General features: G+C 56.1%; 20 protein-coding genes and 1 pseudogene. 7 read left to right on the forward strand and 14 right to left on the reverse strand.

Annotated elements, in window-relative coordinates; translation table 11 throughout:
- Nucleotides 1–8 precede the first annotated feature (8 nt).
- The 4 genes from PGR29_RS12465 to PGR29_RS12480 are packed head-to-tail and all read right to left on the reverse strand — an operon-like array spanning nucleotide 9 to nucleotide 3,501.
- Nucleotides 9–932 carry a 3-hydroxyacyl-CoA dehydrogenase family protein gene (locus tag PGR29_RS12465; protein WP_087857863.1) on the reverse strand — a complete coding sequence of 308 codons (924 nt, stop codon included), beginning with the start codon at nucleotides 930–932 and terminating at the stop codon, nucleotides 9–11.
- A gap of 11 nt (nucleotides 933–943) precedes the next feature.
- Nucleotides 944–2,125: an acetyl-CoA C-acetyltransferase gene (locus PGR29_RS12470; RefSeq protein WP_087857862.1), complete on the reverse strand. Its 1,182-nt coding sequence runs from the start codon at nucleotides 2,123–2,125 to the stop codon at nucleotides 944–946.
- Nucleotides 2,126–2,134: 9 nt separating this feature from the next.
- On the reverse strand, nucleotides 2,135–2,791 hold the full coding sequence (locus tag PGR29_RS12475) for a CoA transferase subunit B (protein ID WP_087857861.1): 657 nt from the start codon (nucleotides 2,789–2,791) through the stop codon (nucleotides 2,135–2,137).
- Nucleotides 2,792–2,793: 2 nt separating this feature from the next.
- Nucleotides 2,794–3,501, reverse strand: a complete 708-nt coding sequence (locus PGR29_RS12480) for a CoA transferase subunit A (RefSeq protein ID WP_087857860.1) — start codon at nucleotides 3,499–3,501, stop codon at nucleotides 2,794–2,796.
- A 140-nt stretch (nucleotides 3,502–3,641) separates the two neighbouring features.
- On the opposite strand from PGR29_RS12480, the gene PGR29_RS12485 reads away from it, so the two are divergent.
- A complete protein-coding gene (locus tag PGR29_RS12485; RefSeq protein WP_020079025.1) occupies nucleotides 3,642–4,532 on the forward strand; it encodes a LysR family transcriptional regulator in 891 nt (296 codons plus the stop codon).
- A 46-nt stretch (nucleotides 4,533–4,578) separates the two neighbouring features.
- On the opposite strand, the gene PGR29_RS12490 is transcribed toward PGR29_RS12485, so the two are convergent.
- Complete coding sequence (locus PGR29_RS12490) at nucleotides 4,579–4,719, reverse strand: hypothetical protein (RefSeq protein ID WP_015705194.1); 141 nt, start codon at nucleotides 4,717–4,719, stop codon at nucleotides 4,579–4,581.
- A gap of 315 nt (nucleotides 4,720–5,034) precedes the next feature.
- On the opposite strand from PGR29_RS12490, the gene PGR29_RS12495 reads away from it, so the two are divergent.
- Complete coding sequence (locus PGR29_RS12495; protein WP_087857858.1) at nucleotides 5,035–5,949, forward strand: DUF535 family protein; 915 nt, start codon at nucleotides 5,035–5,037, stop codon at nucleotides 5,947–5,949.
- A gap of 320 nt (nucleotides 5,950–6,269) precedes the next feature.
- Nucleotides 6,270–8,669 (forward strand): membrane-bound PQQ-dependent dehydrogenase, glucose/quinate/shikimate family, encoded by a 2,400-nt coding sequence (locus tag PGR29_RS12500; protein ID WP_316424631.1) that lies wholly within the window; start codon nucleotides 6,270–6,272, stop codon nucleotides 8,667–8,669.
- 68 nt (nucleotides 8,670–8,737) lie between these two features.
- Here PGR29_RS12500 and PGR29_RS12505 read toward each other — a convergent pair whose 3' ends face one another.
- The gene (locus PGR29_RS12505; protein ID WP_087857856.1) at nucleotides 8,738–9,196 is read right to left on the reverse strand and encodes a winged helix-turn-helix transcriptional regulator; all 459 of its coding nucleotides are present in this window, start codon (nucleotides 9,194–9,196) and stop codon (nucleotides 8,738–8,740) included.
- 60 nt (nucleotides 9,197–9,256) lie between these two features.
- Between PGR29_RS12505 and PGR29_RS12510 the strand changes: the two genes are divergently transcribed.
- Complete coding sequence (locus PGR29_RS12510; RefSeq protein ID WP_213793714.1) at nucleotides 9,257–9,487, forward strand: tautomerase family protein; 231 nt, start codon at nucleotides 9,257–9,259, stop codon at nucleotides 9,485–9,487.
- Nucleotides 9,488–9,504: 17 nt separating this feature from the next.
- On the opposite strand, the gene PGR29_RS12515 is transcribed toward PGR29_RS12510, so the two are convergent.
- From PGR29_RS12515 to PGR29_RS12545, 7 genes are all read right to left on the reverse strand, one after another.
- Nucleotides 9,505–10,497, reverse strand: a complete 993-nt coding sequence (locus PGR29_RS12515; protein WP_113375028.1) for an ABC transporter ATP-binding protein — start codon at nucleotides 10,495–10,497, stop codon at nucleotides 9,505–9,507.
- Nucleotides 10,494–11,474 (reverse strand): ABC transporter ATP-binding protein, encoded by a 981-nt coding sequence (locus PGR29_RS12520; RefSeq protein WP_113375029.1) that lies wholly within the window; start codon nucleotides 11,472–11,474, stop codon nucleotides 10,494–10,496. Before PGR29_RS12520 ends, PGR29_RS12515 begins: the two co-directional genes overlap by 4 nt.
- Nucleotides 11,471–12,418: an oligopeptide ABC transporter permease gene (opp4C, locus tag PGR29_RS12525; RefSeq protein ID WP_183269029.1), complete on the reverse strand. Its 948-nt coding sequence runs from the start codon at nucleotides 12,416–12,418 to the stop codon at nucleotides 11,471–11,473. The genes PGR29_RS12520 and opp4C overlap by 4 nt, the downstream gene beginning before the upstream one ends.
- A gap of 2 nt (nucleotides 12,419–12,420) precedes the next feature.
- Nucleotides 12,421–13,377 carry an ABC transporter permease gene (locus PGR29_RS12530; protein ID WP_271031829.1) on the reverse strand — a complete coding sequence of 319 codons (957 nt, stop codon included), beginning with the start codon at nucleotides 13,375–13,377 and terminating at the stop codon, nucleotides 12,421–12,423.
- Between the two features lie 43 nt (nucleotides 13,378–13,420).
- Nucleotides 13,421–15,124: an ABC transporter substrate-binding protein gene (locus PGR29_RS12535; protein WP_308958422.1), complete on the reverse strand. Its 1,704-nt coding sequence runs from the start codon at nucleotides 15,122–15,124 to the stop codon at nucleotides 13,421–13,423.
- A gap of 183 nt (nucleotides 15,125–15,307) precedes the next feature.
- Complete coding sequence (locus tag PGR29_RS12540) at nucleotides 15,308–15,958, reverse strand: CatA-like O-acetyltransferase, family 1 (protein WP_316424632.1); 651 nt, start codon at nucleotides 15,956–15,958, stop codon at nucleotides 15,308–15,310.
- A 29-nt stretch (nucleotides 15,959–15,987) separates the two neighbouring features.
- The gene (locus PGR29_RS12545) at nucleotides 15,988–16,371 is read right to left on the reverse strand and encodes a VOC family protein (protein ID WP_113375034.1); all 384 of its coding nucleotides are present in this window, start codon (nucleotides 16,369–16,371) and stop codon (nucleotides 15,988–15,990) included.
- A 92-nt stretch (nucleotides 16,372–16,463) separates the two neighbouring features.
- Between PGR29_RS12545 and PGR29_RS12550 the strand changes: the two genes are divergently transcribed.
- From PGR29_RS12550 to PGR29_RS12560, 3 genes are all read left to right on the forward strand, one after another.
- Nucleotides 16,464–17,234 carry a DeoR/GlpR family DNA-binding transcription regulator gene (locus tag PGR29_RS12550; RefSeq protein WP_015705204.1) on the forward strand — a complete coding sequence of 257 codons (771 nt, stop codon included), beginning with the start codon at nucleotides 16,464–16,466 and terminating at the stop codon, nucleotides 17,232–17,234.
- Between the two features lie 289 nt (nucleotides 17,235–17,523).
- Entirely contained in the window at nucleotides 17,524–20,739 is a 3,216-nt protein-coding gene (locus PGR29_RS12555; protein WP_316424634.1) for a molybdopterin cofactor-binding domain-containing protein, read from the forward strand.
- A 43-nt stretch (nucleotides 20,740–20,782) separates the two neighbouring features.
- A complete protein-coding gene (locus tag PGR29_RS12560; protein WP_045367023.1) occupies nucleotides 20,783–21,241 on the forward strand; it encodes a (2Fe-2S)-binding protein in 459 nt (152 codons plus the stop codon).
- A gap of 387 nt (nucleotides 21,242–21,628) precedes the next feature.
- On the opposite strand, the pseudogene PGR29_RS12565 reads toward PGR29_RS12560, so the two are convergent.
- A pseudogene (locus PGR29_RS12565) lies at nucleotides 21,629–21,823 on the reverse strand (formate dehydrogenase); the annotation flags it as partial.

The raw sequence follows: 21,823 nt of genomic DNA on the forward strand, positions 1-21,823 counted from the left end.
ACGAGAAGTTACGGTTTCAGGGCATAGCGCAGCTGATGTTCGCGGCGCGACTGTATTCGTTTCTGCCGGGTTTCATCCCAGCGATAAAAACCTTGCCCGCTGCGGGCGCCGGTATCGCCTTGCGCAACCTTGTCGGCGACCAGCGACATCATGTCGCTGCCCGTGGCCAGTTCCGGCAGCAGGTGCTGGCAGATATCCTGAACCGTCGCCAGACCGGTCATATCCGCGGCTTCCAGCGGGCCGACCATCGCGTAACGGCGGCCGAGCGAGGCGCGCATCACTTTGTCGACCACTTCCGGCGAAGCGATGCCGCTCTTGACGATATGCAGCGCTTCGCGCAGCAGGGCGAACTGTAGTCGGTTGCCGACGAACCCCGGCGCGGCGCGGTTGAGTACCACCGCTTCCAGCGCGCAGGAGGATAAAAAGTCGCTGACCTGGTTGGCGAGATGCGCCACGGTAGCGCTACCCGGCACCACTTCCACCAGCGGGATAAAATGCGGCGGATGCCAGAAGTGGGCGATTAACAAGCGCTCCGGATGCTGCATACCCTGCGCCAGCCGATCCGGCGGTAGTCCGCTGGTGTTGCTGGCGATGATGGCTTCGTCGGCGATCAGCGTTTCCAGTTCGCGGTATAAGGCGTGCTTGAGCGCCAGACGTTCCGGAATCGCTTCGATCAGCAAGGTCGCGTCAGCAAGATCGCCTAATGCCGTGGTGCCGGAGAGGAGCGAGAGCACCGACGCACGCTGAGCGGCGTCAAACTGCCCGCACTCTTCGAGCTCGCGCAAAATGGCGGCGGCGACGCTCTCGATCTCGCTAATGCGCGCCGGGTCGGTGTCGTAGAGGCGTACGGCGTGGCCGTGGCGGGCAAAATGGCAGGCGATGCCGACGCCCATCAGGCCAGCGCCCAGTACCGCCAGTTGTGGTGTAAACATAGTGGCTCCTGTTAACGTTCTATGGTCATCGCGATACCCTGACCACCGCCGACGCAAAGCGTCGCCAGGCCTTTGTTGACATCGCGGCGCTGCATCTCGTGCAGCAGACTAACCAGAATGCGACATCCTGAGGCGCCAATCGGGTGGCCGAGCGCGATAGCGCCGCCGTTGACGTTGACTTTCTGGCTGTCCCACTCCAGCAATTTGCCAACGGCCAGCGCCTGCACGGCAAAGGCCTCGTTGGCTTCGATGAGATCCACCTCGTCCAGCGACCAGCCGGCGCGCTGCAGCGCCTTCCTGCAAGCGCTTACCGGGCCGATACCCATCACGGACGGATCGACGCCGGCCACCGCAGAGCTGACTATTCGCGCCAGCACCGGCAACCCAAGCTGCCGCGCTTTATCGACGCTCATCAATACCACTGCCGCCGCGCCATCGTTGAGCGAAGAGGCATTGCCCGCGGTGACGCTGCCATCTTCCGTGCGGAAGGCCGGGCGTAACTGCGCGAGCTGTTGTTCGCTGGTTTCCGGGCGCGGCTGTTCGTCTGCGTCCACCATGCGCGGCGCTTTTTTACCCTGAGGGACGCTAAGCGGCACTATCTCAGCCTGAAAGCGCCCGGCGGCTATCGCGGCGGCGGCTTTGCGCTGCGAAAGGGCGGCGAAGGCATCCTGCTGGGGGCGGGAGATGTCAAAGGCGTCGGCGAGATTCTCGGCGGTGATGCCCATGTGATAGTCGTTAAACGCATCCCATAATCCGTCCTGAATCATACTGTCCTGCATACTGGCATGGCCGAAACGCAGGCCATCGCGCGCCCCCTGAACCAGATACGGAGCATTGCTCATGCTCTCCTGGCCGCCGGCGATCGCGATCTCCGCCTCGCCGCTGCGAATGGCTTGTACTGCCTGTTGCACGGCTTTCAGCCCGGAACCGCAAACCAGATTGATGGTAACGGCCGGAGTTTCAACCGGTAGCCCGGCGCGCAGCGCGGTTTGTCGCGCTGGATTCTGTCCGCAGCCGGCAGTTAATACCTGGCCAAAAATCAGTTCGTCAACGGCGCTGGCCGGTAGCTGTGTGCGTTCAAGCAAACCACGCACTACGGCGGCGCCAAGCTCGACGGCGGAAAGGGAAGATAAGGCGCCGCGAAAACTGCCGATTGGCGTACGTAGCGCGCAGACGATAGCGACTTCTTTCATATTGTCTCCTTAGTTGAAGCGCATTTCGCGGACGTCATCGGCAATGACCAGCCGTCCAGCCGTTTTATGGGCAATTTCGTCAATGCTGACGCCGGGGGCGTATTCGCGCAGAACAAAGGCGCCGTCGCTAATTTCCAGCAGCGCGAGATCGGTCAGTACCCGGCGAATACAGCCCGCGCCGGTGAGCGGCAGGGTGCACTGCGCCAGCAGCTTGGATTCGCCGTTTTTCGAGGCGTGAGTCATCACCACGATGATGTTTTGCGCGCCCGCCACCAGATCCATGGCGCCGCCCATGCCTTTCACCATTTTTCCTGGGATCATCCACGAGGCGATATTACCCGCGACATCGACTTCAAAAGCGCCAAGGACCGTGAGATCGACGTGGCCGCCGCGGATCATGGCGAAGGACTGGGCTGAGTCAAAGATAGCCGCCCCGATTTGTGCGGTAACGGTCTGCTTACCGGCGTTAATCATGTCGGCATCAAGCGTTGACTCATCGGGAAATTCGCCCATCCCCAACAGGCCGTTTTCCGACTGCAGCATCACTTCAATACCGGCGGGAATATAGTTTGCGACCAGCGTGGGAATGCCGATACCGAGATTGACATAATCGCCGTCGCGCAGTTCCTGGGCGACGCGCATCGCCATTTGTTCGCGAGTTAACATGTTCAGTTCCCTCCGGCGCGCAGCGTGCGCTGTTCAATACGTTTTTCGAATTGCCCGACGATCAGCCGGTCGACATAAATACCGGGCGTGTGGATGGCGGAAGGGGGGAGTTCGCCCGGCGCGACGATTTCTTCGACTTCCACTACCGTGATGCGCCCGGCGGTGGCCATCAACGGGTTAAAATTTTGCGCGGTATGGCGGTAGACCACGTTGCCGTACCAGTCGGCTTTCCAGCCCTTCACAAGGGCGAAATCGCCGCGAATGGCTTCTTCGAGAATGTAATTTTTACCGTCGAACTGACGCACTTCTTTGCCTTCCGCCACCGGCGTGCCGTAACCGGTCGCGGTATAGAATCCGGGGATCCCGGCGCCGCCGGCGCGAATTTTCTCGGCAAGCGTCCCTTGCGGGGTCAGTTCCACCGCCAGCTCGCCGCTCAGTACCAGGTGTTCAAAGAGGGCGTTTTCTCCCACGTAGGAAGCCACGACTTTGCGCACCTGGCGAGTTTCCAGCAGCATGCCGAGACCAAAGCCATCAACGCCGCAGTTATTAGAGACGACCGTCAGCCCCTGTACCTGGCGGCGTTTGACCTCGGCGATTAAGTTTTCCGGGATGCCGCACAGGCCGAAGCCGCCGGCCAGTAACGTCATACCATCGGTTAATCCGTCCAACGCCGCTTCATAGCTGGCGACGCGCTTATCCAGTCCTGCCATCATTTTTCTCCTGCCTTGCGATGGCTCTATCATTAAGGGCGCGGACTGATTTGATAATTTTGAATTTGTGACTCACTCATTTGGTTTTTTTATTAATTTATCGTTAACTAAATTCTTTCAATTAGTTAACAGGCAGAAAAATGAGAATGAGTGTCAAACAGTTACGCGCGTTTCTAGCGGTAGCTCACACTCTTAATTTCGCCCACGCCAGCGAGCGCCTGAACCTGTCGCAGCCGGCGCTGAGTTTGACCATTAAGGGGCTGGAAGAGGCGCTTGGCGGAGCATTGCTGCAACGCAGCACCCGCAAAGTGACCTTAACCCAGGAGGGAGAGACCTTTTTGCCGATGGCCCGCCAGCTGCTGGCGGACTGGGATAATGCCGAAGAGGCGATGCGGCAAAGTTTCACCCTGCAACGGGGAAAGATCTCCGTTGCCGCCATGCCGTCGTTTGCCGCTAACGTGCTGCCGGAAGTGCTTAAAGCCTTTCGTGACCGCTATGCGGGAGTCAACGTCACGGTGCATGACGTGATTAATGAGCAGGTCATTGAGATGGTGCGCGAAGGCCGGGTGGAGATGGGGATCGCGTTTGAGCCATCGCCCGGCAACAATCTGTTGTTTACGCCGCTGGCGGTGGATCGCTTTGTGGCGATCGTGCCAAAAACGTCGCCTTTGGCGAGCAAAAAGCAGTTGAGCTGGCGTGAACTACTGACGCTGGATTTTATTACCCTGCAGCGGCCGTCGGCGGTGCGTTTGATGTTGGAAGAAGAGCTGGCGCGTAGCGGCAGCCAGTTAGACGTGGCGCTGGAAAGTCATCAGTTGGTCACCGTCGGGCGGATGGTCGCCAGCGGTCTGGGCGGCAGCGCGGTGCCCGCGTTATGCCAGTCGCAGATGCAGTCGCTGGGAGCGGTTTGTCTACCATTAAGCGATCCGCCGATTGAAAAGTGTATTGGCGTTATTCACGCCGGACATATGCAGTTGTCGAAAGCGGCGCAGGCGCTGCTGGAAACGCTGAAGGGTTTTTTGCCCGCTTAGGTCGTTTACAGATAAAAAAAACCGGCCTCTTTAGCCGGTTTAATCATCAGATTTTGCAGGCATCGCCGCAATCATCATCGGCAACAATCGCCTGTGCTTTTTTGTCCGCTTCATCCAGGCGTTCAGCGTTACGTTCTTCCGCTTCTTCCAGGCCGCTAAACACCAGGTTGTCGAGATCAATTTCCATGAGTTACCCACTTTGCTACTGTTTTGACTGTCGGCAGAGTATAGGTCAAAACGATGGAGGGTGGCACCCCACGGCCGGAGCTATCGCACAGAGCGTTAATCGTCAGCTTGTTTCAGATAGCGGAGCGGCGGAGCATGAGTTAATAACCGCTATTATTTATAGTTGACATTATTTGTTTATTATAATGAGAGCATAAAAGGATAATTTTCAGATTGTTTCTTAAATGAAATGACAACGAACCAGTAAATAACCATTGACCCGTTTCAGATATGGTAATATGGCCGCGATTATGGATGAGTCTATGGATCTTGATCAATGGTATCGATAACAGCATCTGCCATCAAAGAATGGCGGAGAAATAATAAAGTTATTTGTCACGTTAAACTTAAATATAAAAAGGTGTTGCGTAAATGCCGCGAAATACCTTTAACAGGAGGTAAGTACAAGGAATATCAACGGCTTTGCCAGACATTCAGCTGTGCAAAATTGACCAGTGCGACGCCTGGACTGGTACATTTTGAAGATAAGCCTTTCAAGGCTTATTTAAATAAGAGAATGTCGAAAAGAGCTAAACTGAATATTGCCCATGGCGCTTTGAATTTTATTGAAAAAAGCTTTCAGGCGGAAATATTACCGCAGTTGTATAATGTGTCAGCGTTCGGTTGTTCGATGATTGCCATCCCGCTGAAGAATGGAACCAGCCTGGAAGTGAAACTTCTGGCCTCGCCGTTCCAGGAAGAGGGGGAACTGATGCTGCAGATGTTCTTTGAAAATAAACGCGTGTATAGCGTCTGTTTTTCCTGTACGGATCAGGGCAGCGCGTGGATTGGCGGTATTCAGGGCGGTAAAGACATTAGCAACGACGAAGTGAAAGCGTTGACCAAAGAGCTCTATGGCACGCGGCCAAAAAACCTGATTATCACTTTGCTGTACGGGTTCTTGCGCCACTTTAATATCCGCGAGATCTACGCCATCGACAGCGACTACCATGTGAAGAGCGACAAGGTGAAAGCCAGTTACTCAGAGTTGTGGTTAGAAATCGGCGGCGAGAAGCAGCGGCGCGGTTGGTACAAATTACCTGCGCAAGAGATTAAAAAAAGTCTTGAAGAGGTGAAAAGTAAACATCGCAGCCAGTTCATTAAACGTGAAAATTTAAAAGAGCAGGCGCAGTTGGAGCTGATCGCTGCATTACGGCAGATTAGCGTCGGTGAAAACACCACCCAACCATAATACTGGATTGCCGATTCGCCGGGGGCGGCGGGTCGGCAAGCCATGATTGATGCCAGCTCCTTCCTTGCGTCTGCGTCTAACACTGCTCACCTTTACAACCTGCTCATCTATCAAATCCAGTTTATAAATTAAAAGATTTTAAACATTTTATGCGGTTAAATTTTACATAAAATTTACATGTCCATATACTTTCTTACGTTCTTCGCCCTGGTTTGGGGCGTCCAACCAACAGGTTAACTGCGCTGTACGGCATCGCTTATCGTTCGGCGCTTTAAAATAAATGCTTTGGTTATATCGACATATGTCGAATGGGATGAAATATGGACGAACAAAAAGGTCATGGTCGAAGGATCTTCTTCACCATATACCGATTGCTTTTTGTGTTACTGAGTTTTGGCATTGGGATTTTCTTAACTATCTGGGGGGGCAAGCTGCTCTCGCTCGGCGGCAGCGCCTGGTATCTGTTAGCCGGTCTCGCTTATCTCATCATCGCCGTCGGTTACTTCACTCGTAGTCAATACGCGCTTCCTCTTGCTGTTCTTACCTTTCTGTTAACGCTGGCCTGGGCACTGTATGAAGTGCAGCTCAGCTACTGGGGCTTGATCCCCCGTCTGGTGGTTCCTGCGCTCATGCTGATGTTGGCTCTGTGGCTGGCGGCGGCGATGCCGGTGGCTCGCGTGCGTCTGGCGAACTGGAGCGCCACGGTTATCTTTATTGCGCTGCTGGCGACGCTGGTTTCGGCGTTCTACCCGCACGGCGGCATCCATAATGGCGTCGTGAAAGCGGCGAGCGGCGATAGCGCGACCCAGGCGGCAAAAAGCGATAACTGGGAGTTCTTCGGCCGCGATGCATCCGGCACCCGTTTTGCGCCGTATACCGATATTACCCCGGAAAACGTACATAAGCTGAAAGTCGCCTGGACCTACCACACAGGCCGCCGCCTGACCGGCCCGGCAATCGGCGTTGACGAAAATACGCCGCTGCAAATTGGCGATACGCTGTATTCCTGTACGCCGCTCAACGTGGTGACCGCCATTGATGCCGATACCGGTAAGGCGCGCTGGCGCTTTGACCCGCACGCGCAGACGGCGGAACATGTGACCTGCCGCGGCGTGGGTTACTATGATGTGCAGAGCGACGATACGCTCAGCGCGGAAGAAAAAGCGAGCCCGGCGCTGCAACAGTGTCCGCAGCGGATCATGGTATCGACCGTGGATGCGCGCCTGCTGGCGCTGAATGCAAAAACCGGCGAACTGTGCGATGACTTCGGCGACCACGGCAGCGTGGATCTGAAGCAGGGCATGGGCGACACCGAAAACAGCAAACGCTACCATCCGACTTCAACGCCGGTGATCATGGGGCACATTGCGGTGCTGGGCGGCTGGGTACGCGATATCGTACACGGCGAGCCATCCGGGGTCGTACGCGCATTTGACGTACGCGATGGTAAAGTCGTCTGGGCCTGGGATGTCGGCAAGCCGGAGAATATCACCGACCCGGAAAAAGGCCGCGTTTATACCCTCGAAACGCCGAACGTGTGGACCATTCCCGGCTTTGATAAAGAGCTGAATCTGGTTTATCTGCCGACCGGTAACGGGCCGCCGGACTACTGGGGCGGCGATCGGAATGAAGCGAAAGAGAAATATGGCTCCGCGGTGGTAGCGGTGGATGCCAGTACCGGTAAAACAAAATGGGTTTTCCAGACCGTCCACCACGATATCTGGGATTATGACCTGCCATCGCAGCCGGTACTGTTCCACATGAAAAACGAGCAGGGCGAGGACGTCCCGGTTCTGATCCAGACCACCAAAACCGGTCAGATATATGTGCTCGACCGCCGCACCGGCAAACCGGTGACCCGCGTCGAAGAACTGCCGGTCGCTCATCAGGGGGCGGAGGGCGAACATCTGTCTGCCACCCAGCCGTTCTCCACCGGCATGCCGCAGTTAGGCGTCGAGCCGCTGAGCGAAAAATCAATGTGGGGCGTAACGCCGTTCGACCAACTGATGTGCCGTATCGATTTTAAAGAGTCGACCTACCTTGGCATGTATACGCCGCCGTCGGAGAAACCGTATATCGAGTGGCCAAGCCTGCTCGGCGGCATGAACTGGGGCGGCATCACCATCGATGAACGTACCGGTACGCTGTTCGTCAACGATATGCGTATGCCGTTGCGGATGTCGCTGGTGCGCAAGGAAGAGATGGCGAAATACAAAGTCTCCACCGACGAAGTCCCTGGCTTTATGGGCACCGTTCGCCCGCAAGTTGCCGGGCCTTACGGCGGCGTGCGTATCGACATCCTGCAGTCCGCGCTGGGCGTGCCCTGTAATACCCCGCCGTTTGGTACCATGAGCGCTATTGACCTGAATAGCCGTCAGCTCCTGTGGCAGGTGCCGATGGGCTCGGTGGAAGATACCGGGCCGCTGGGGATGAAAACTCATCTGCATATCCCGCTGGGAATGCCGACGTTGGGCGGCCCAACCTCTACCGCTTCTGGCCTGGTGTTCTTCGCCGGCACCCAGGATAACTACCTGCGGGCGCTGGATTCCGCCAGCGGTAAAGAGCTGTGGCGCGCTCGCTTGCCGGTTGGCGCGGTAGCGGCGCCGTTGGTCTACAAATCGCCGAAAACCGGCAAAGAGTACGTGCTGATTTCCGCCGGCGGCGCCAGCCACTCACCGGACGTCGGTGACGATATCATCGCCTACGCGCTGGAGGAATAACCTCCCTACACGAAACAGGTCCCGGAAACGGGACCTGTTACTGGCTGACAGCCCGCGCGTTGCAGGGGTCAATCCTGGACTTTTACTATCTGAACATCGCTCTGCGCAATACGCTGCCCTGCGGCATTGACGTAGGCCAGAGACACCGGCGCACCGGTGGTTTTATCGACTAACTGGATATGCGGCGACGTATGCAGGAGTTGCTGATGTCCCCATTCCATCAGGGCAAAAAGGACCGGCGCCAGGCTGCGGCTCTTTTCGGTGAGCGTATATTCATAACGCTCGCGCGCACCTGCTTCGCGATAGGGGAGCTTGCGTAGTAGCCCCACATCAACCATCAATTTTAAACGCTGAGTTAACGTCTGTTTGCTCATTCCGGTATGAGCGCGAATCGTTTCGAAACGCGTCACGCCGTAAAACGCCTCTCTTAAAATCAATAAAATCCATTGATCGCCAACAATTTTAGCGCTCTCCGCCAGCCCGCAAAGTTCCGCAGGCAGATAGGGGGATGAATTATCTTTTGACATGATTTAGGTTATCTCCTAACCTGAGTTTGAAATATAGACTCAGTTAATCAGGAGAATACTGTGCCTTTTGTTAATGTGCAAACGATTAAAGGGATCATGACCGCAGAGCAGAAGAATGAACTACTGCGTCGCATGACTGACCTCATGGTGGAAATTGAAGGCCGGGGCGATCCGCAATTCCGCCAGTCCGTCTGGGTCCGCATTGATGAACACGAGCCGGAACAGTGGAGCCTCGGAGGAATACAGCCAACGTCAGAGATGATAGCGGCAAAATTTGCCGCTAAACGATGATTTTATTGCCGTTATTGTTATGCGATAACCACGCGTGACTCAGCCTCAATTTCATGACAGGCGACCTTGTGGCCCGGCGCGATTTCGCGAAGACGCGGCGGCTCGCGACGGCAACGGTCGTTTGCCAACGGGCAGCGAGACGAAAAACGGCAGCCTGCAGGCGGTCGGGAAGGGTCGGGAATTTCCCCCTGAACGACCGCCTGCGGTTCGCTTTCGGGATCGAGTGTGGGTACCGCGGCCAGCAGCGCCTGGGTATAGGGATGAAGAGGGCGGCTAAACAGCGCATCGCGGCTGGCGGTTTCCACCAGTTGACCGAGGTACATCACCGCCACGTCGTCGCACAAATGCTCTACAACTCCAAGGTCATGGGAGATGAATAGAAAGGTGACCCCACGCTCGTCGCGCAGGTCGGCAAACAGATTGATAATCTGCGCCTGAATCGACACATCGAGTGCGGAAATGGGTTCATCGGCGACGATAAAGTCCGGATTGAGGATAAGCGCGCGGGCGATGCCGATGCGCTGCCGCTGACCGCCGGAAAACTCATGCGGAAAACGGTGGTAATGCTGAGGCGCCAGCCCGCATATCTTCATCACCGCAATGACTTTCTCATAGAGTTCAGCGCGCGTGCACAGTTTATGCTGCAACATCGCTTCGCCAATCGCCTCGCCAACGCGGATGCGTGGATTTAGCGAGCTATAGGGATCCTGAAACACCAGCTGAATTTTTGGCCGTAGGGCCTGTATTGCGGCCGCTGGCAGTTCGGATAACTCCTGACCGCGGAATTTAATGCTGCCGGCGGTTTTGTCATACAGGCCAAGCAAGGTACGGCCAACGGTCGTTTTGCCGCTACCGGATTCTCCGACGAGACCGAAAATCGTTCCCGGACGAATATTAAAACTGACGTCATCAACCGCGCGCAGTTCACCTGTCTGTTGGCCGAACAGGCCGTCGCGCAGCGGGAAATACTTTTTCAAACCATTAACTTCAATGATATAGGGCTGATTCATGCCACCGACTCCGCGAATTCACTATAAAAACAGGCCGCCTGGTGAGAAGACCCCAAAAGAGGTGGTGTGTCCTGACGGCAGCGCGCGGTTGCCTGTTGGCAGCGGTCGGCAAACGCGCAGCCTGCAGGCAGTTGCGCGAGATCCGGCACTTGGCCGGGAATGGAGTACAGCCGCCGGCGCCGCGCGCCAGGCACTGGGCGAGAGGCGATAAGCCCGCGGGTATAGGGATGCTGGGGCTGGCGTAGTACCTCGGCAGTGGTTCCCTGTTCGACGATCCGCCCGGCATACATCACCACTACCCGTTCGGCCATCTGTGCGATCACTCCCAGATCGTGGGTGATCAGCAGCATCGCCATCTGGCTTTCGCGCGCGCGGTCACGCAGCAGGCGCAGGATCTGCGCCTGTACGGTAACATCCAGCGCGGTCGTCGGTTCATCTGCTATTAATAATTGTGGCCCGCAGCTCAACGCCATGGCGATCATCACCCGTTGCAGCATACCGCCGGAAAGCTGGTGCGGATAATTCGCCATCAGGCTTTCGCTGCGTGCCAGCCCCACCTCGTTTAACAGCCGTATTGCGCGCTGCCAGGCGGCTTTCGGCGAGTCGCCGCGATGGCGGATGAGCGGCTCGCAGAGCTGTTCGCCTATGGTCAGTACCGGGTTGAGCGCCGACATCGGCTCCTGGAAGATCATCGCCAACTGGTTACCGCGCAGATCGGCCATTTGACGGGCTTTCAGCTTGAGCAGATCGCGTTCTTCGAAAAGGATCTCGCCGCCGTCAATACGCGCGGCATGGGGAGGCAGCAGGCCCATTAGCGACATCGCGGTCACGCTTTTGCCGCAGCCGGATTCACCGACGATACCTACCGTTTGCCCGGCCTGAATCGAGAAAGAGATCTCCTGTACCGCGCGTACCCGGCTACCTTCAGCAGCAAAAGAGACAGAAAGTTGCTTAAAAGAAATTAATGGTGCGCTCATTTCAGCCTCTGTTTCATTTTCGGGTCCATCGCGTCGCGCAGGCCGTCGCCCAGCACATTAATGGCAATCACGGTAATAAAGATGGCAATACCCGGAGGCATCCACAGCCACGGTCGCCGCTGAAAATCAATCAAGCTGTTAGCGGCATCCATCATATTGCCCCACGATGGCGTCGGCGGTACTACGCCGAGACCGAGATAGCTCAGCGCCGATTCGCTCAGAATGGCGTTAGCGACCGCCATTGTCGCCATTACCACCAGAATCGGGATGGTATTGGGCAGCAGGTGACCGAACAGCCGGCGACGCGCCGACAGTCCCAGTACCTGCGTCGCCAGCATAAAATCGCGTTCGCGTAGCGACAGGCACTGCCCGCGTACCAACCGCGCCAGCTTCGGCCACTCCAGCAGGCTGAGCATAATCACCACCATCCAGATGCGGGAATCCGCTGAAAAGTCGAGCTCGGAGAGCATCGCGCCTGCAACGATTAACAACGGCAGGCCGGGTATCGTCATCACCAGGTCGGCCAGACGCATAATCAGTTTATCGGTGACGCCGCCGACATAGCCCGATAGCGCTCCCAGTAGATAGCCAAGGGTAACCGACAGCAGCATAGTCAGCAGGCCGATTATCAGTGAAATGCGCCCGGCCAGCAGCAAACGTGTATAGATATCGCGGCCAAGAAAATCGGTACCCAACCAGTGTTCGGCGCCTGGCGGCTTGTTGATCATCAGCGCATCGGTGGCGTCATCTTTCCATGGCGACCATATCGGCCCGAGTACGCACCACAGGGCCATCACCACAAGCAGGATTAAACACAGCATCGCCATCCGGTTGCGGCGTAGCTGGCGCCAGGCCTGATACCATGGAGAGGGCGTTATTTGCGCAAGCGCGGGGATTGTCGCCTGGCGCAGGCGGCGACGGTGACCAAATAGGGAAGTTATCATTATTATCTCACTCGAATGCGCGGATCGGCCCACGCGTAGAGCACATCGGCCAGTAAATTACCGATGATCGTCAGTACCGCCAGAAATAGGGTAAACCCCATCAGTACCGGATAATCGCGGGCGGCCAGCGAATCGATATGAATGTGCCCGGCACCCGGCCAGTTAAATACTTTCTCGGTAATGATGGCGCCAGAGAACAATCCCGGCAGTTCGAAGCCAAGCAGGGTGATGACCGGCAGTAACGCATTGCGTAGCGCGTGTTTCATAATAACCGTGCGTTCTCGCAGCCCTTTAGCACGGGCGGTACGAATGAAATCCATCTTCACCACGTCAAGCATGCTGGCGCGAAAATAGCGCGTCAGGCTGCCGGCCTGCAGCATTACCAGCGCCAGTACCGGCAGTACCAGATGAGCGGCGACCTGCAGCACGTACCGCCAGCCGCTATCGTCGCTACCGGTATTGGTCATCCCGCCTACCGGCAGCCAGTGCAGGTCGACGGCAAACCACTTAATCAGCAGCAGGCAGAGGAAAAAGGTGGGAAAGGACATGGCGGCAAACACCGCGATACTCACCAGATGATCGAACCATGAATTAGGTCTGAGCGCGGAGACCACGCCAACCGTCAGGCCGATCCCCCAGTAGAAGACCAGCGCCACGCTTGCCAGCAGGAAGGAGTTCCAGATGTACTGGTTCAGTAACTGGCTGACCGGGATCTGGTATTGCAGCGAGAAACCTAAATCCCCGCGCAGCAGTTGCCCCAGCCAGTGAAGGTAGCGGGTAAAAAGCGGTTGGTCGAGGCCGTATATCGCCTTCAGTTCGGCGGCACGGGCGGCCGTCAGGGTGATGTTGCCATCGATAAAATCGCCGGGGGTTTTAGCAAAGAGCATAAAAATGATAAAGGAGGCCAGCAGCAGCATCGGCAGCGTTTGCAATATGCGCCTCAGGATGAAATTTTTCATAACATTCTCACATCAGCCGCCGGGTGGCCGGCGGCTGGGGGATTTACTTCACGATTTTCACGTCCGGCAAACTGCCGGTGAGGCCGTTATAGATATCCGGCTTAAAGCCGGTCACCCGGGCGCTGCTGGCGGAAAGAATTTCCCGGTATCCAAGCAGGATAACCGGCGGATCCTCGGCCAGCACCTGGTACAGCTGGTGATAGATAGGCTTGCGTTGTTCGACATCCAGCACCGCGTTGCCCGCATTGATAAGCTTATCGACTTCAGCATTGTGGTAGCCCGACTCTTTGGCTTCGCTGCTGTAGAAGTCCCACACGCCGTCATGTGGATCGTTGAGAGTGCTGGTGCTAAACGACGCCAGATCGTAATTACCCGCTTTGCGCTGCGCCATCAGCGCGTTGAAATCAACCACCTGCGGTTTCAGCAACACGCCGATCTGCCGCCAGTTCTCTTTGGCAATCGGGATCAGCGCATCGTTAATGACTTTTTTGCTCGCAAGCAAGGTCAATTCCAGCCGTTTTCCGTCTTTCACGCGGATGCCATCGGCGCCAGGCAGCCAGCCCGCTTCATCGAGCAGTTTTTTCGCCTGCGCCGGATCGTAATGGTAGGGGTTGACGCCTTGCGCGTTGAAGGCCCAGGAGATAGGCGCGATCGGTTCAATGGCTACCTTGCCGTACCCCTGATATACCACGTCGATTAACTTCTGCCGGTCAAGCCCGTAAATCAGCGCCTGACGCACTTTTTTATCCTGCAGCGCCGGGCGATGGACGTTGAACTCCACCTGGCTGTAGTCGCTGGAACCGTAGAGGTTAATATTGGCAAAACCGAGCATCTTAAGCTGCTCAATATCATCCGGGCGCGAGGTGAAGGCGTCGTAGTCGGTTTCGCCGGTCTGGAATAACTGGAAATTGGTAGACGGATTGGTCACGCGATAGATAAAGCGCGGCGTGGGCGGCGTACCGCGGTAAAAATGCGTGTTGGCGTGGAAGCGAATCTCCTGACCGGGAATATATTTATCGTAGACATAAGGGCCGTTACCGAGCGGTTTTCCGTGCAGAGAACGCAGATAATCCAGATTTCCGCGTTGATACCCTTTACCGTACCAGGCTTTCGATAATACCGGACCGCCGATTTTCGCCAGCGTTGTCGCGCCCGGCTGGGTGGTAGTAACCTGCAGGGTCAGCGGATCGATAACTTTCAGGCCGCTCACGCTATCGGCTTTACCGGCTTTATATTCCGCGCCGCCGGCGATATTAGCCAGAGTAATATCGGTGTCGCCGTCATATTTCGGGTCGAGCAGAACGGTCAGCGTAAAGGCGACATCTTCCGCGGTGAGCGGCGATCCGTCGCTGAAGGTCAGGTTAGGGCGCAATTTGATGGTATAAACTTTGTTATCCGCGCTCACCGTCCAGCTCTCAGCTAGCCCCGGCACCAGCTTACCCTGACTGTCCCAGTCAATCAGGCGCGAGAAAATAACGTTGGTGACGTTCTCATCCCAGCCGTTGACGAAGAAGTAAGGGTTAAAGATCCCCTGCGGTTCGGAAATGCCGGCCACCACCGTGTCTTTACGCAGTTTGGCGCTGGCCGGGATCTGGCTGGCATCGGTTGCGGGAGTGATCCCTTCTTTGAGAATATCGTCGGCGTTGGCGACAGAAGAAAATGCCACCATGCTACCGAGTAGCGCCACTTTCAACGCCAGCGCGAAGCGCGTTTGTCTGGTTTTTAATCCTTGCCGTAATCTGGACAAAAGTGCTACCTCATCAAATGATTGCGTTGTTATTTACAATTCATGACGAAGATAAGAGGCGCGTTGAATACTGTCTAACAACGAAACGCTATGGTTTATAGCCATTTCGCATTAGCAAAAAACCGGCAATATAATGCCGGTTTTCGGGGAAGTCATAGTGGATTGTTCTTTATGCCGCGGCAGCTACTCGCGGGCCTCAACCGGCAGCCACAGGGCCTGCGGGTTAGCGAAATAATATTCGACTTCGGCATAAAAACGGCTGGCGTGCAGGCCATCCACAAAAGCGTGATTAAATCGGCCGGCAACCGGAATGATGCCATTTTTCAGTTTTCCCCACGTCAGGGCGGGCACCGCCGCGCCAACGTAGTATTCCGCATGGGTCATGGCGCTAAAGTGCAGCCACGGTAGGCAACTGGCGCAAAAGAAATTTTCTTCTTCCACAATAAGCGGTGAGGGATTGGTGCTTCTTGCGGCCTCAATGCGCGGCGTCGCGGCGGCGCTAAACGCGGGGAAATCAGCGGCGTTATCGCACCATACCTGGCGAAAACCTTCGCTGGCCGTCATGATCGGCGTCATCACCGAGATGGCGTCATATTCGATGATATCGTCGTTGCGCAAGCGCTGTTTTAGCTGCGGTACGGCGTTGGCCGCGCGCAACAGGCCGAATAATGCTAGTTGGAAGAAGGAGACGCCCCGGTCCTTCGCGCAGGTGTACAACTGTTGCGCTTCTACCGGTACGCACAGATTGAAGCTGGGATTGGCAAAGGTACGGTAGAACGTAAAATGATCCAGGCGAGGCCAGCTCGCTTTATCAATGACGCGATAATGTGCCACGGTCGACTCCTTCATGTGGATTTGCCTTACTATGCGACGATTTCCACCAGGTTTCCATCAGGGTCTTTAATAACCGCCTCATAATAGCCATCGCCGGTAGTGCGCGGGGCAGAGACTAAAATGCCCGCCATTTCAGCGCGTTTGGCTAACGCATTAACCTGATCGACGCCGCCGACGGCGATCGCCAGATGCGCCCACCCCGTATGGTTGTTATCGCGGGGCGAGTCCTGTAAGCCGGGTTTGCTCATTAACTCAATTGCCACGTCAGAGCCAATTTTTACAAAGTAGGATTCAAAACCAGGATTGGTTTTACTGCGGTACTTTTCGTTGATTTCGCCAGCAAAAAATTCCACCCAAAAGCGTGCTTGCTGCTCAAGATGACGGGTCCAGAGGGCGATATGGGCAACTTTCATGGTTTACCTCGTAAAGGGTCGGGTTGACAGCATGCGCATGAGTGAATGATTATGCTCTTTGCTGCTCGTTATGTTTATTTAAAGGAGTTATTGTGCTCGATTATGCTGCTTTCCCTCAGCAACGACAAGCGCTGATTTGTCAGATCCTGCAGGAGGACGGTAGGGTCGTCTGCGCCGATCTGGCCCAGCGCTTACAGGTCTCTGAACACACTATTCGCCGCGATCTTCATGAGCTAAGCAAAGACGGATATTGTAAGAAAGTCTACGGCGGTGCGGTGATGACCCTGCCGGAATCCATGGAGTACAACGAACGTAAAGAGAAAAATAGGGCAACAAAGAGCAGGATCGCTCAGAAATGCGCACAGCTAGTGAAACCGGGCGGCTGTATTTTTATTGATACCGGCACCACCAATCTGGCAATGGCGGAAGCGCTACCGGGCGAACTGGCCTTAACCGTGGTTACCAATTCCCCGGAAATTGCGGCGGTTCTGCTTAAAAAACCGCTTTATGAGGTAGTGATGCTTGGCGGTCTGGTGCAACGCGCGGCTGGCGGTTGTGTCGGCGCATCGGCGGTGGCCCAGGTGCAGGGGATCCTCTTCGATCAGGGATTTATTGGCGGCTGCGCGATGGCTCCGGAGTCAGGTTTAACCGGCTTTGATCACGCCGATTGTGAATTTAAGAAAGCGGTTATCAAACAGTGCAGTGAAATTATCGTTGGCTTAACCTCAGATAAAATCCCCGCCGTCGCGCGTTTTGTGGTAGCTGAAAGCAGCGCCATTGACGTGCTGGTCGTGGAGGAAAACATCAGCCGTAAATACCGGGATGCTTTCCGTGAACACGAGATCCGTATCTATACCGTCTAGCACACGGGCAAATTATTAATTTGAGAAAACCGGGCTATCACTTTGATAAAAATGGCGGCGAAATGTTACTGACCTGCGAGCCGCGGCCTCAGCAGCGCTATTTTCTCCGCACTTTAGCCGCATTTTGCGCGGCGACTCACAAAAACGAAGCTCAAGCAGCACCTCATTGATTTCTGGCACAAATCTTGGATTTGTTATCGCTGATGTGGCTTTTCCCATGGGTTTTGGATAGCGCGACGTTTAGCGAACCCGGGATTGCCCGCAACGGATAATCATTGAGGGGACTGTTATGTGTGCTTCACCTTCAGCGCCGCTACGGCGCGTGGATGGACTGGCGAAAGTCAAAGGAACGGCCGTTTATGGCGACGATATTACCTTACCGGGCATGCTGTATGGCGTTTGCCGTTTTGCGGATATACCCGCCGGGAAAATCGAGGCGATAGATCTCAGCGAGGCGCTGAATGTTGCAGGCGTGGTAAAAATCGCCACCTGGCAGGATATTCCCGGTACGCCGGTCGTGGGGATTATCGTCAAAGATTATCTGCCCATCGTCAAAGACGAGGTGGTCTTCCACGGCGATGTCGTCGCCGTGGTGGCGGCAACCAGTTATGAAGCTGCCTGCGAAGCGGCGGATAAAATACATGTGCGCTACACGCCTTATGAGCCGCTAACGGATGTAGAAGCCGCTCTGGCGTCGGATGCCCGGCGAATTCACCCGGAGCGCAGCGATAATATCGCCGCTCATCACCACACCGTTAAGGGCGACATCGCCAAAGGTTTCGCCGAAGCTAGCCACGTGATTGAACGTGAATATGAAGTGGGCTTCCAGGAACATGCCTACATCGAACCGGAAGTCGTACTGACCTGGCTTGACCCCACCGATGGCAGCCTGATTATCTCCGGCTCTATTCAGAACCCGCACCGCGTACGCAGCTTCGTGGCTAAGTTTATGGGCTGCCCGCAAAGCCAGATTAACGTCAAACGCGCGGTGATGGGCGGCTCGTTCGGCGGCAAAGATGACATCATCGATCATCTGGCCTGCCGTTCCGCATTGATGACGCGCCTGACCGGTCGCCCGGTGAAATTTGCCTACACTCGCGAGCAGTCCATTATCGAAAGCTGTAAGCGCCACCCTTATAAAATGAAGTATCGGGCCGGGGTGGACGATAACGGACGCATTCTGGCGATCAAAATCGATATTCTTGCCGACAGCGGCGGCTATGCGGCGTCCTCCCCGTTCGTCACCTGGCGCTCTTCGGTACAAGCTGCCGGGCCGTATAATATTGATAACGTCCATATTGACGTCAAAGCCGTCTATACCAACAACAGCTATACCTCTGCGATGCGTGGTTTTGGCTCACCACAGGTGGTTTACGCGAATGAATCCTTTATGGATGAAATTGCCGAAGCGCTCAATCTCTCGCCGGTGGCGGTGCGTGAAGTGAACGCGCTGCGTCAGGGCGATACCTCGGTCACCGGCCAGCGGTTTGATAAACACACCGTCTCGGCGATTGAAGTCCTGAGCAAGGCGGTGAATGCCTCGGAATTTGCGGCAAAACGCCAGCACTATCGTGAATTGAACCAACAAGGCGATGTTTATCGATATGGTATTGGCCTGGCGCTGAGCTACCGCGGTTGTTCCATCGGCGCGGAAGGGGTAGATACCTCGACGGCGCTCATTCAGGTGAATGAAGACGGTAGCGTCAATCTGGCGACATCGGTATCGGAAAACGGTCAGGGTCTGCAAACCGCGATGTCGCTAATCGCCGCGGAAGCCTTTGGTATTCCTCTATCGGAACTGCATTTTATGGAACCGCCGACCTCGGTTATCGGCGACGGCGGATCGACGGCGGCCACCCGCGGAACGATGGTCGGCGGCGGGGCGATTCTTGACGCCGCCGACAAGATAAAGCGCCGTATTCTCAGCGTCGTCGGCGACAGCATCGGCACCCGCGAGTTGGAAGAAACCCTGTGGCAGGATGGCTTTATCATCAACGCCCAGGACAGTGAACGGCGTATTGACTTCAAAACCGCGGTCAATAGGACCAAATGGGCCAGCGTCAGCCTGACCGAGTACGGCTGGTTTGTGCCGCCGCCCATTCACTGGGATGAAGAAAAAGGCTGCGGCAGCCCGTATTTTACCTGGGTCTACGGCTGCCAGGTGGCTGAGGTACGGGTGAACACCAGCACTGGTAAAACCGATTTGCTGCACGTTACCGCCGCCCATGACGTGGGCCGGGTACTCAACCCGGTGGGTTTTGAAGGCCAGGTTTACGGTGGGGTGGCGCAGGGTTTCGGCTATGCGCTGCTGGAAGACTTCAACATTGAAAACGGCCAGGTCAAATCGGAAAACTTCGACAGCTACCTGCTGCCGACGATGAAAGACATTCCGCCGATGACGATTATCGGCGTAGAAAACCCGGATATCGCCGGGCCTCTGGGGGCGAAGGGGATCGGCGAACCAGCCACTGAACTCGCGGCGGCGGCTATCAACAACGCGGTGAGTTTTGCCCTCGAGACGCGGTTTAATAAATTACCGTTGACCCTCGAACAGGTGATCCTCGGCTACAACCTGAAGAAGCCGGTTCGCCAAAGCGAAATGATGCTGGAGGCGGAAAACAAGAAGCAGGTGCTGCGCCTCACTGACGTGGAAGTGACCCGAGCGAAAAGCCTGCAGGAGGCGTTAACCCTGCTGGCGCAAGAGGGCGTGACGGCTATCGCCGGCGGTACCGATGTGATTGTGCAGGGGCGTTTGCAAACCCGCGCGATGCGGTTGGTTGATATTTCCCGTCTGCCGGAGTTGACGCAGGTGAGCGAGGATCCGGTCAGCCATGAGGTCATCATTGGCGGAGCGATGACCTTTAACCGTATTACCGATCATCCGCTGCTGCGCGAACGTTACCCGCTGCTGGTGCAGGCCTGTCATACCGTCGGTTCGCACCAGATCCGCAACCGCGCCACCATCGGCGGCAATATCGTCAACGCCGCGCCCTGCGGCGATTCCATTCCGCCTGCCATCCTCTATGACGCGCGCATCGAACTGCGCTCGTTAAATGGCGTACGTACCCTCGGTCTGGGCGAGTTCTTGCTGTCTGGCTACAAGACCCAGCGCCAGCCGGATGAGCTTTTGACCAAAGTGATACTGCCGCCACCGGCGCGTCCGCAGGCCAAAGGTTTCTATCACCAGTTAGGGCGGCGCAACGCGCTCAACATCACCCGTCAGAGCCTGAGCGCGCTGCTTGATTTTGCCGATGATGGCACGGTGAGCTACTGCCGTCTGGTGGATGGCGCGCTGTTCAGTAAACCGCAGCGGCTGCTGGATATTGAACGCTGCCTGCTAGGGAAACCGTTAAATAGCGACACGATTAATAGCGCCTGCGAGATGCTGGACAAGCTTATCTATGCGGCCATTGGTAAGCGCTGGTCGGCGGCATATAAGCAGCCGGTATTCGTCAATATGTTCCGCGACATGATGGCCGAGGCGCAACGGGCCTCAGGGATTTAATGATTCAATCAGGGCGCCAGAGCGCCCTGTACAGGATAGAGCTATGAGCACAATTAAAGTGAAGGTAAATGGCAAGCTGGTGGAAGCAAAAGTAGAAGGCAATATGCGCTTATTGGATCTGGTGCGGGATACATTGCATCTTACCGCCACCAAAGAGGGATGTTCGATTGGCGAATGCGGCGCTTGCACGGTGCTGATGGACGGTAACGCCGTTTGTTCTTGCCTGGTACTGGCCGAACAGTGTGATGAAGCGGAGATCGAGACGCTCGAAGGGTTAAACGATAATCCGATTACGCAAAAATTACAGAATGCATTTATTGAGAAGGGCGGTGTGCAGTGCGGGTTCTGTACGCCAGGAGTATTGGTGAGCGCCACCGAGTTATTAACCAAAGAGCCGCATCCGGACGAAGCGCAAATAAAGGATGTATTAGAAGGCAATATGTGCCGCTGTACCGGCTATCAGCCGATTATTGATTCCATTCAACACGCGATTAAATCGTGATCTTATACCGGGGTTACAGCGTTGTGTGACTTGGTCGCCGGCAAAGAGCAATGCGCCGCCTCGGGGAAAACCCCCGGTGGCGCTAGCGCTTATCGGGGCTACAGGTTTGTGCGATTTGGTAGCCCGGAGAAGGCGCCATGCGCCGCCTCCGGGGAAAATCCCCGGTGGCGCTAGCGCTTACCGGGGCTACAGGGTGGTGCGATTGGGTAGCCCGGAGAAGGCGCCATGCGCCGCCTCCGGGGAAAATCCCCGGAGGCGCTAGCGCTTACCGGGCTACAGGATTGTGCGATTTGGTAGCCCGGAGAAGGCGCCATGCGCCGCCTCCGGGAAAATCCCCGGTAGCGCTAGCGCTTACCGGGGCTACTCAATGGTACAAAGGCTCGAACCTTAACCCATCGCGCTTTCGCGCAGGCGGGCTTTCAGCTTGTTGTACTCGTCGATCACGTACTGCTCCGCCGCGCGCTGATCGGCAATCCGCTCAACGTTGACCGCGCAGTACTTGTACTCCGGCGTTTTGGTTATCGGGCTCAGGTTCTCCGACACCAGCTCGTTACAGGCGCCGATCCACCACTGGTAGGTCAT

It is taken from the genome of Klebsiella sp. 141203 (genome assembly GCF_032601985.1).
Classification (GTDB): Bacteria; Pseudomonadota; Gammaproteobacteria; order Enterobacterales; family Enterobacteriaceae; genus Klebsiella; species Klebsiella aerogenes.

Bases quoted from the DNA above. Each gene is read 5' to 3' on its own strand.
- PGR29_RS12505 (WP_087857856.1), bottom strand. From the start codon at position 9,196: ATGTCAAAAGATAATTCATCCCCCTATCTGCCTGCGGAACTTTGCGGG.
- PGR29_RS12485 (WP_020079025.1), top strand. From the start codon at position 3,642: ATGAGAATGAGTGTCAAACAGTTACGCGCGTTTCTAGCGGTAGCTCAC.
- PGR29_RS12465 (WP_087857863.1), bottom strand. From the start codon at position 932: ATGTTTACACCACAACTGGCGGTACTGGGCGCTGGCCTGATGGGCGTC.
- PGR29_RS12500 (WP_316424631.1), top strand. From the start codon at position 6,270: ATGGACGAACAAAAAGGTCATGGTCGAAGGATCTTCTTCACCATATAC.
- PGR29_RS12470 (WP_087857862.1), bottom strand. From the start codon at position 2,125: ATGAAAGAAGTCGCTATCGTCTGCGCGCTACGTACGCCAATCGGCAGT.
- opp4C (WP_183269029.1), bottom strand. From the start codon at position 12,418: ATGATAACTTCCCTATTTGGTCACCGTCGCCGCCTGCGCCAGGCGACA.
- PGR29_RS12545 (WP_113375034.1), bottom strand. From the start codon at position 16,371: ATGAAAGTTGCCCATATCGCCCTCTGGACCCGTCATCTTGAGCAGCAA.
- PGR29_RS12490 (WP_015705194.1), bottom strand. From the start codon at position 4,719: ATGGAAATTGATCTCGACAACCTGGTGTTTAGCGGCCTGGAAGAAGCG.
- PGR29_RS12515 (WP_113375028.1), bottom strand. From the start codon at position 10,497: ATGAATCAGCCCTATATCATTGAAGTTAATGGTTTGAAAAAGTATTTC.
- PGR29_RS12475 (WP_087857861.1), bottom strand. From the start codon at position 2,791: ATGTTAACTCGCGAACAAATGGCGATGCGCGTCGCCCAGGAACTGCGC.
- PGR29_RS12555 (WP_316424634.1), top strand. From the start codon at position 17,524: ATGTGTGCTTCACCTTCAGCGCCGCTACGGCGCGTGGATGGACTGGCG.
- PGR29_RS12560 (WP_045367023.1), top strand. From the start codon at position 20,783: ATGAGCACAATTAAAGTGAAGGTAAATGGCAAGCTGGTGGAAGCAAAA.
- PGR29_RS12530 (WP_271031829.1), bottom strand. From the start codon at position 13,377: ATGAAAAATTTCATCCTGAGGCGCATATTGCAAACGCTGCCGATGCTG.
- PGR29_RS12495 (WP_087857858.1), top strand. From the start codon at position 5,035: ATGGTATCGATAACAGCATCTGCCATCAAAGAATGGCGGAGAAATAAT.
- PGR29_RS12520 (WP_113375029.1), bottom strand. From the start codon at position 11,474: ATGAGCGCACCATTAATTTCTTTTAAGCAACTTTCTGTCTCTTTTGCT.
- PGR29_RS12480 (WP_087857860.1), bottom strand. From the start codon at position 3,501: ATGGCAGGACTGGATAAGCGCGTCGCCAGCTATGAAGCGGCGTTGGAC.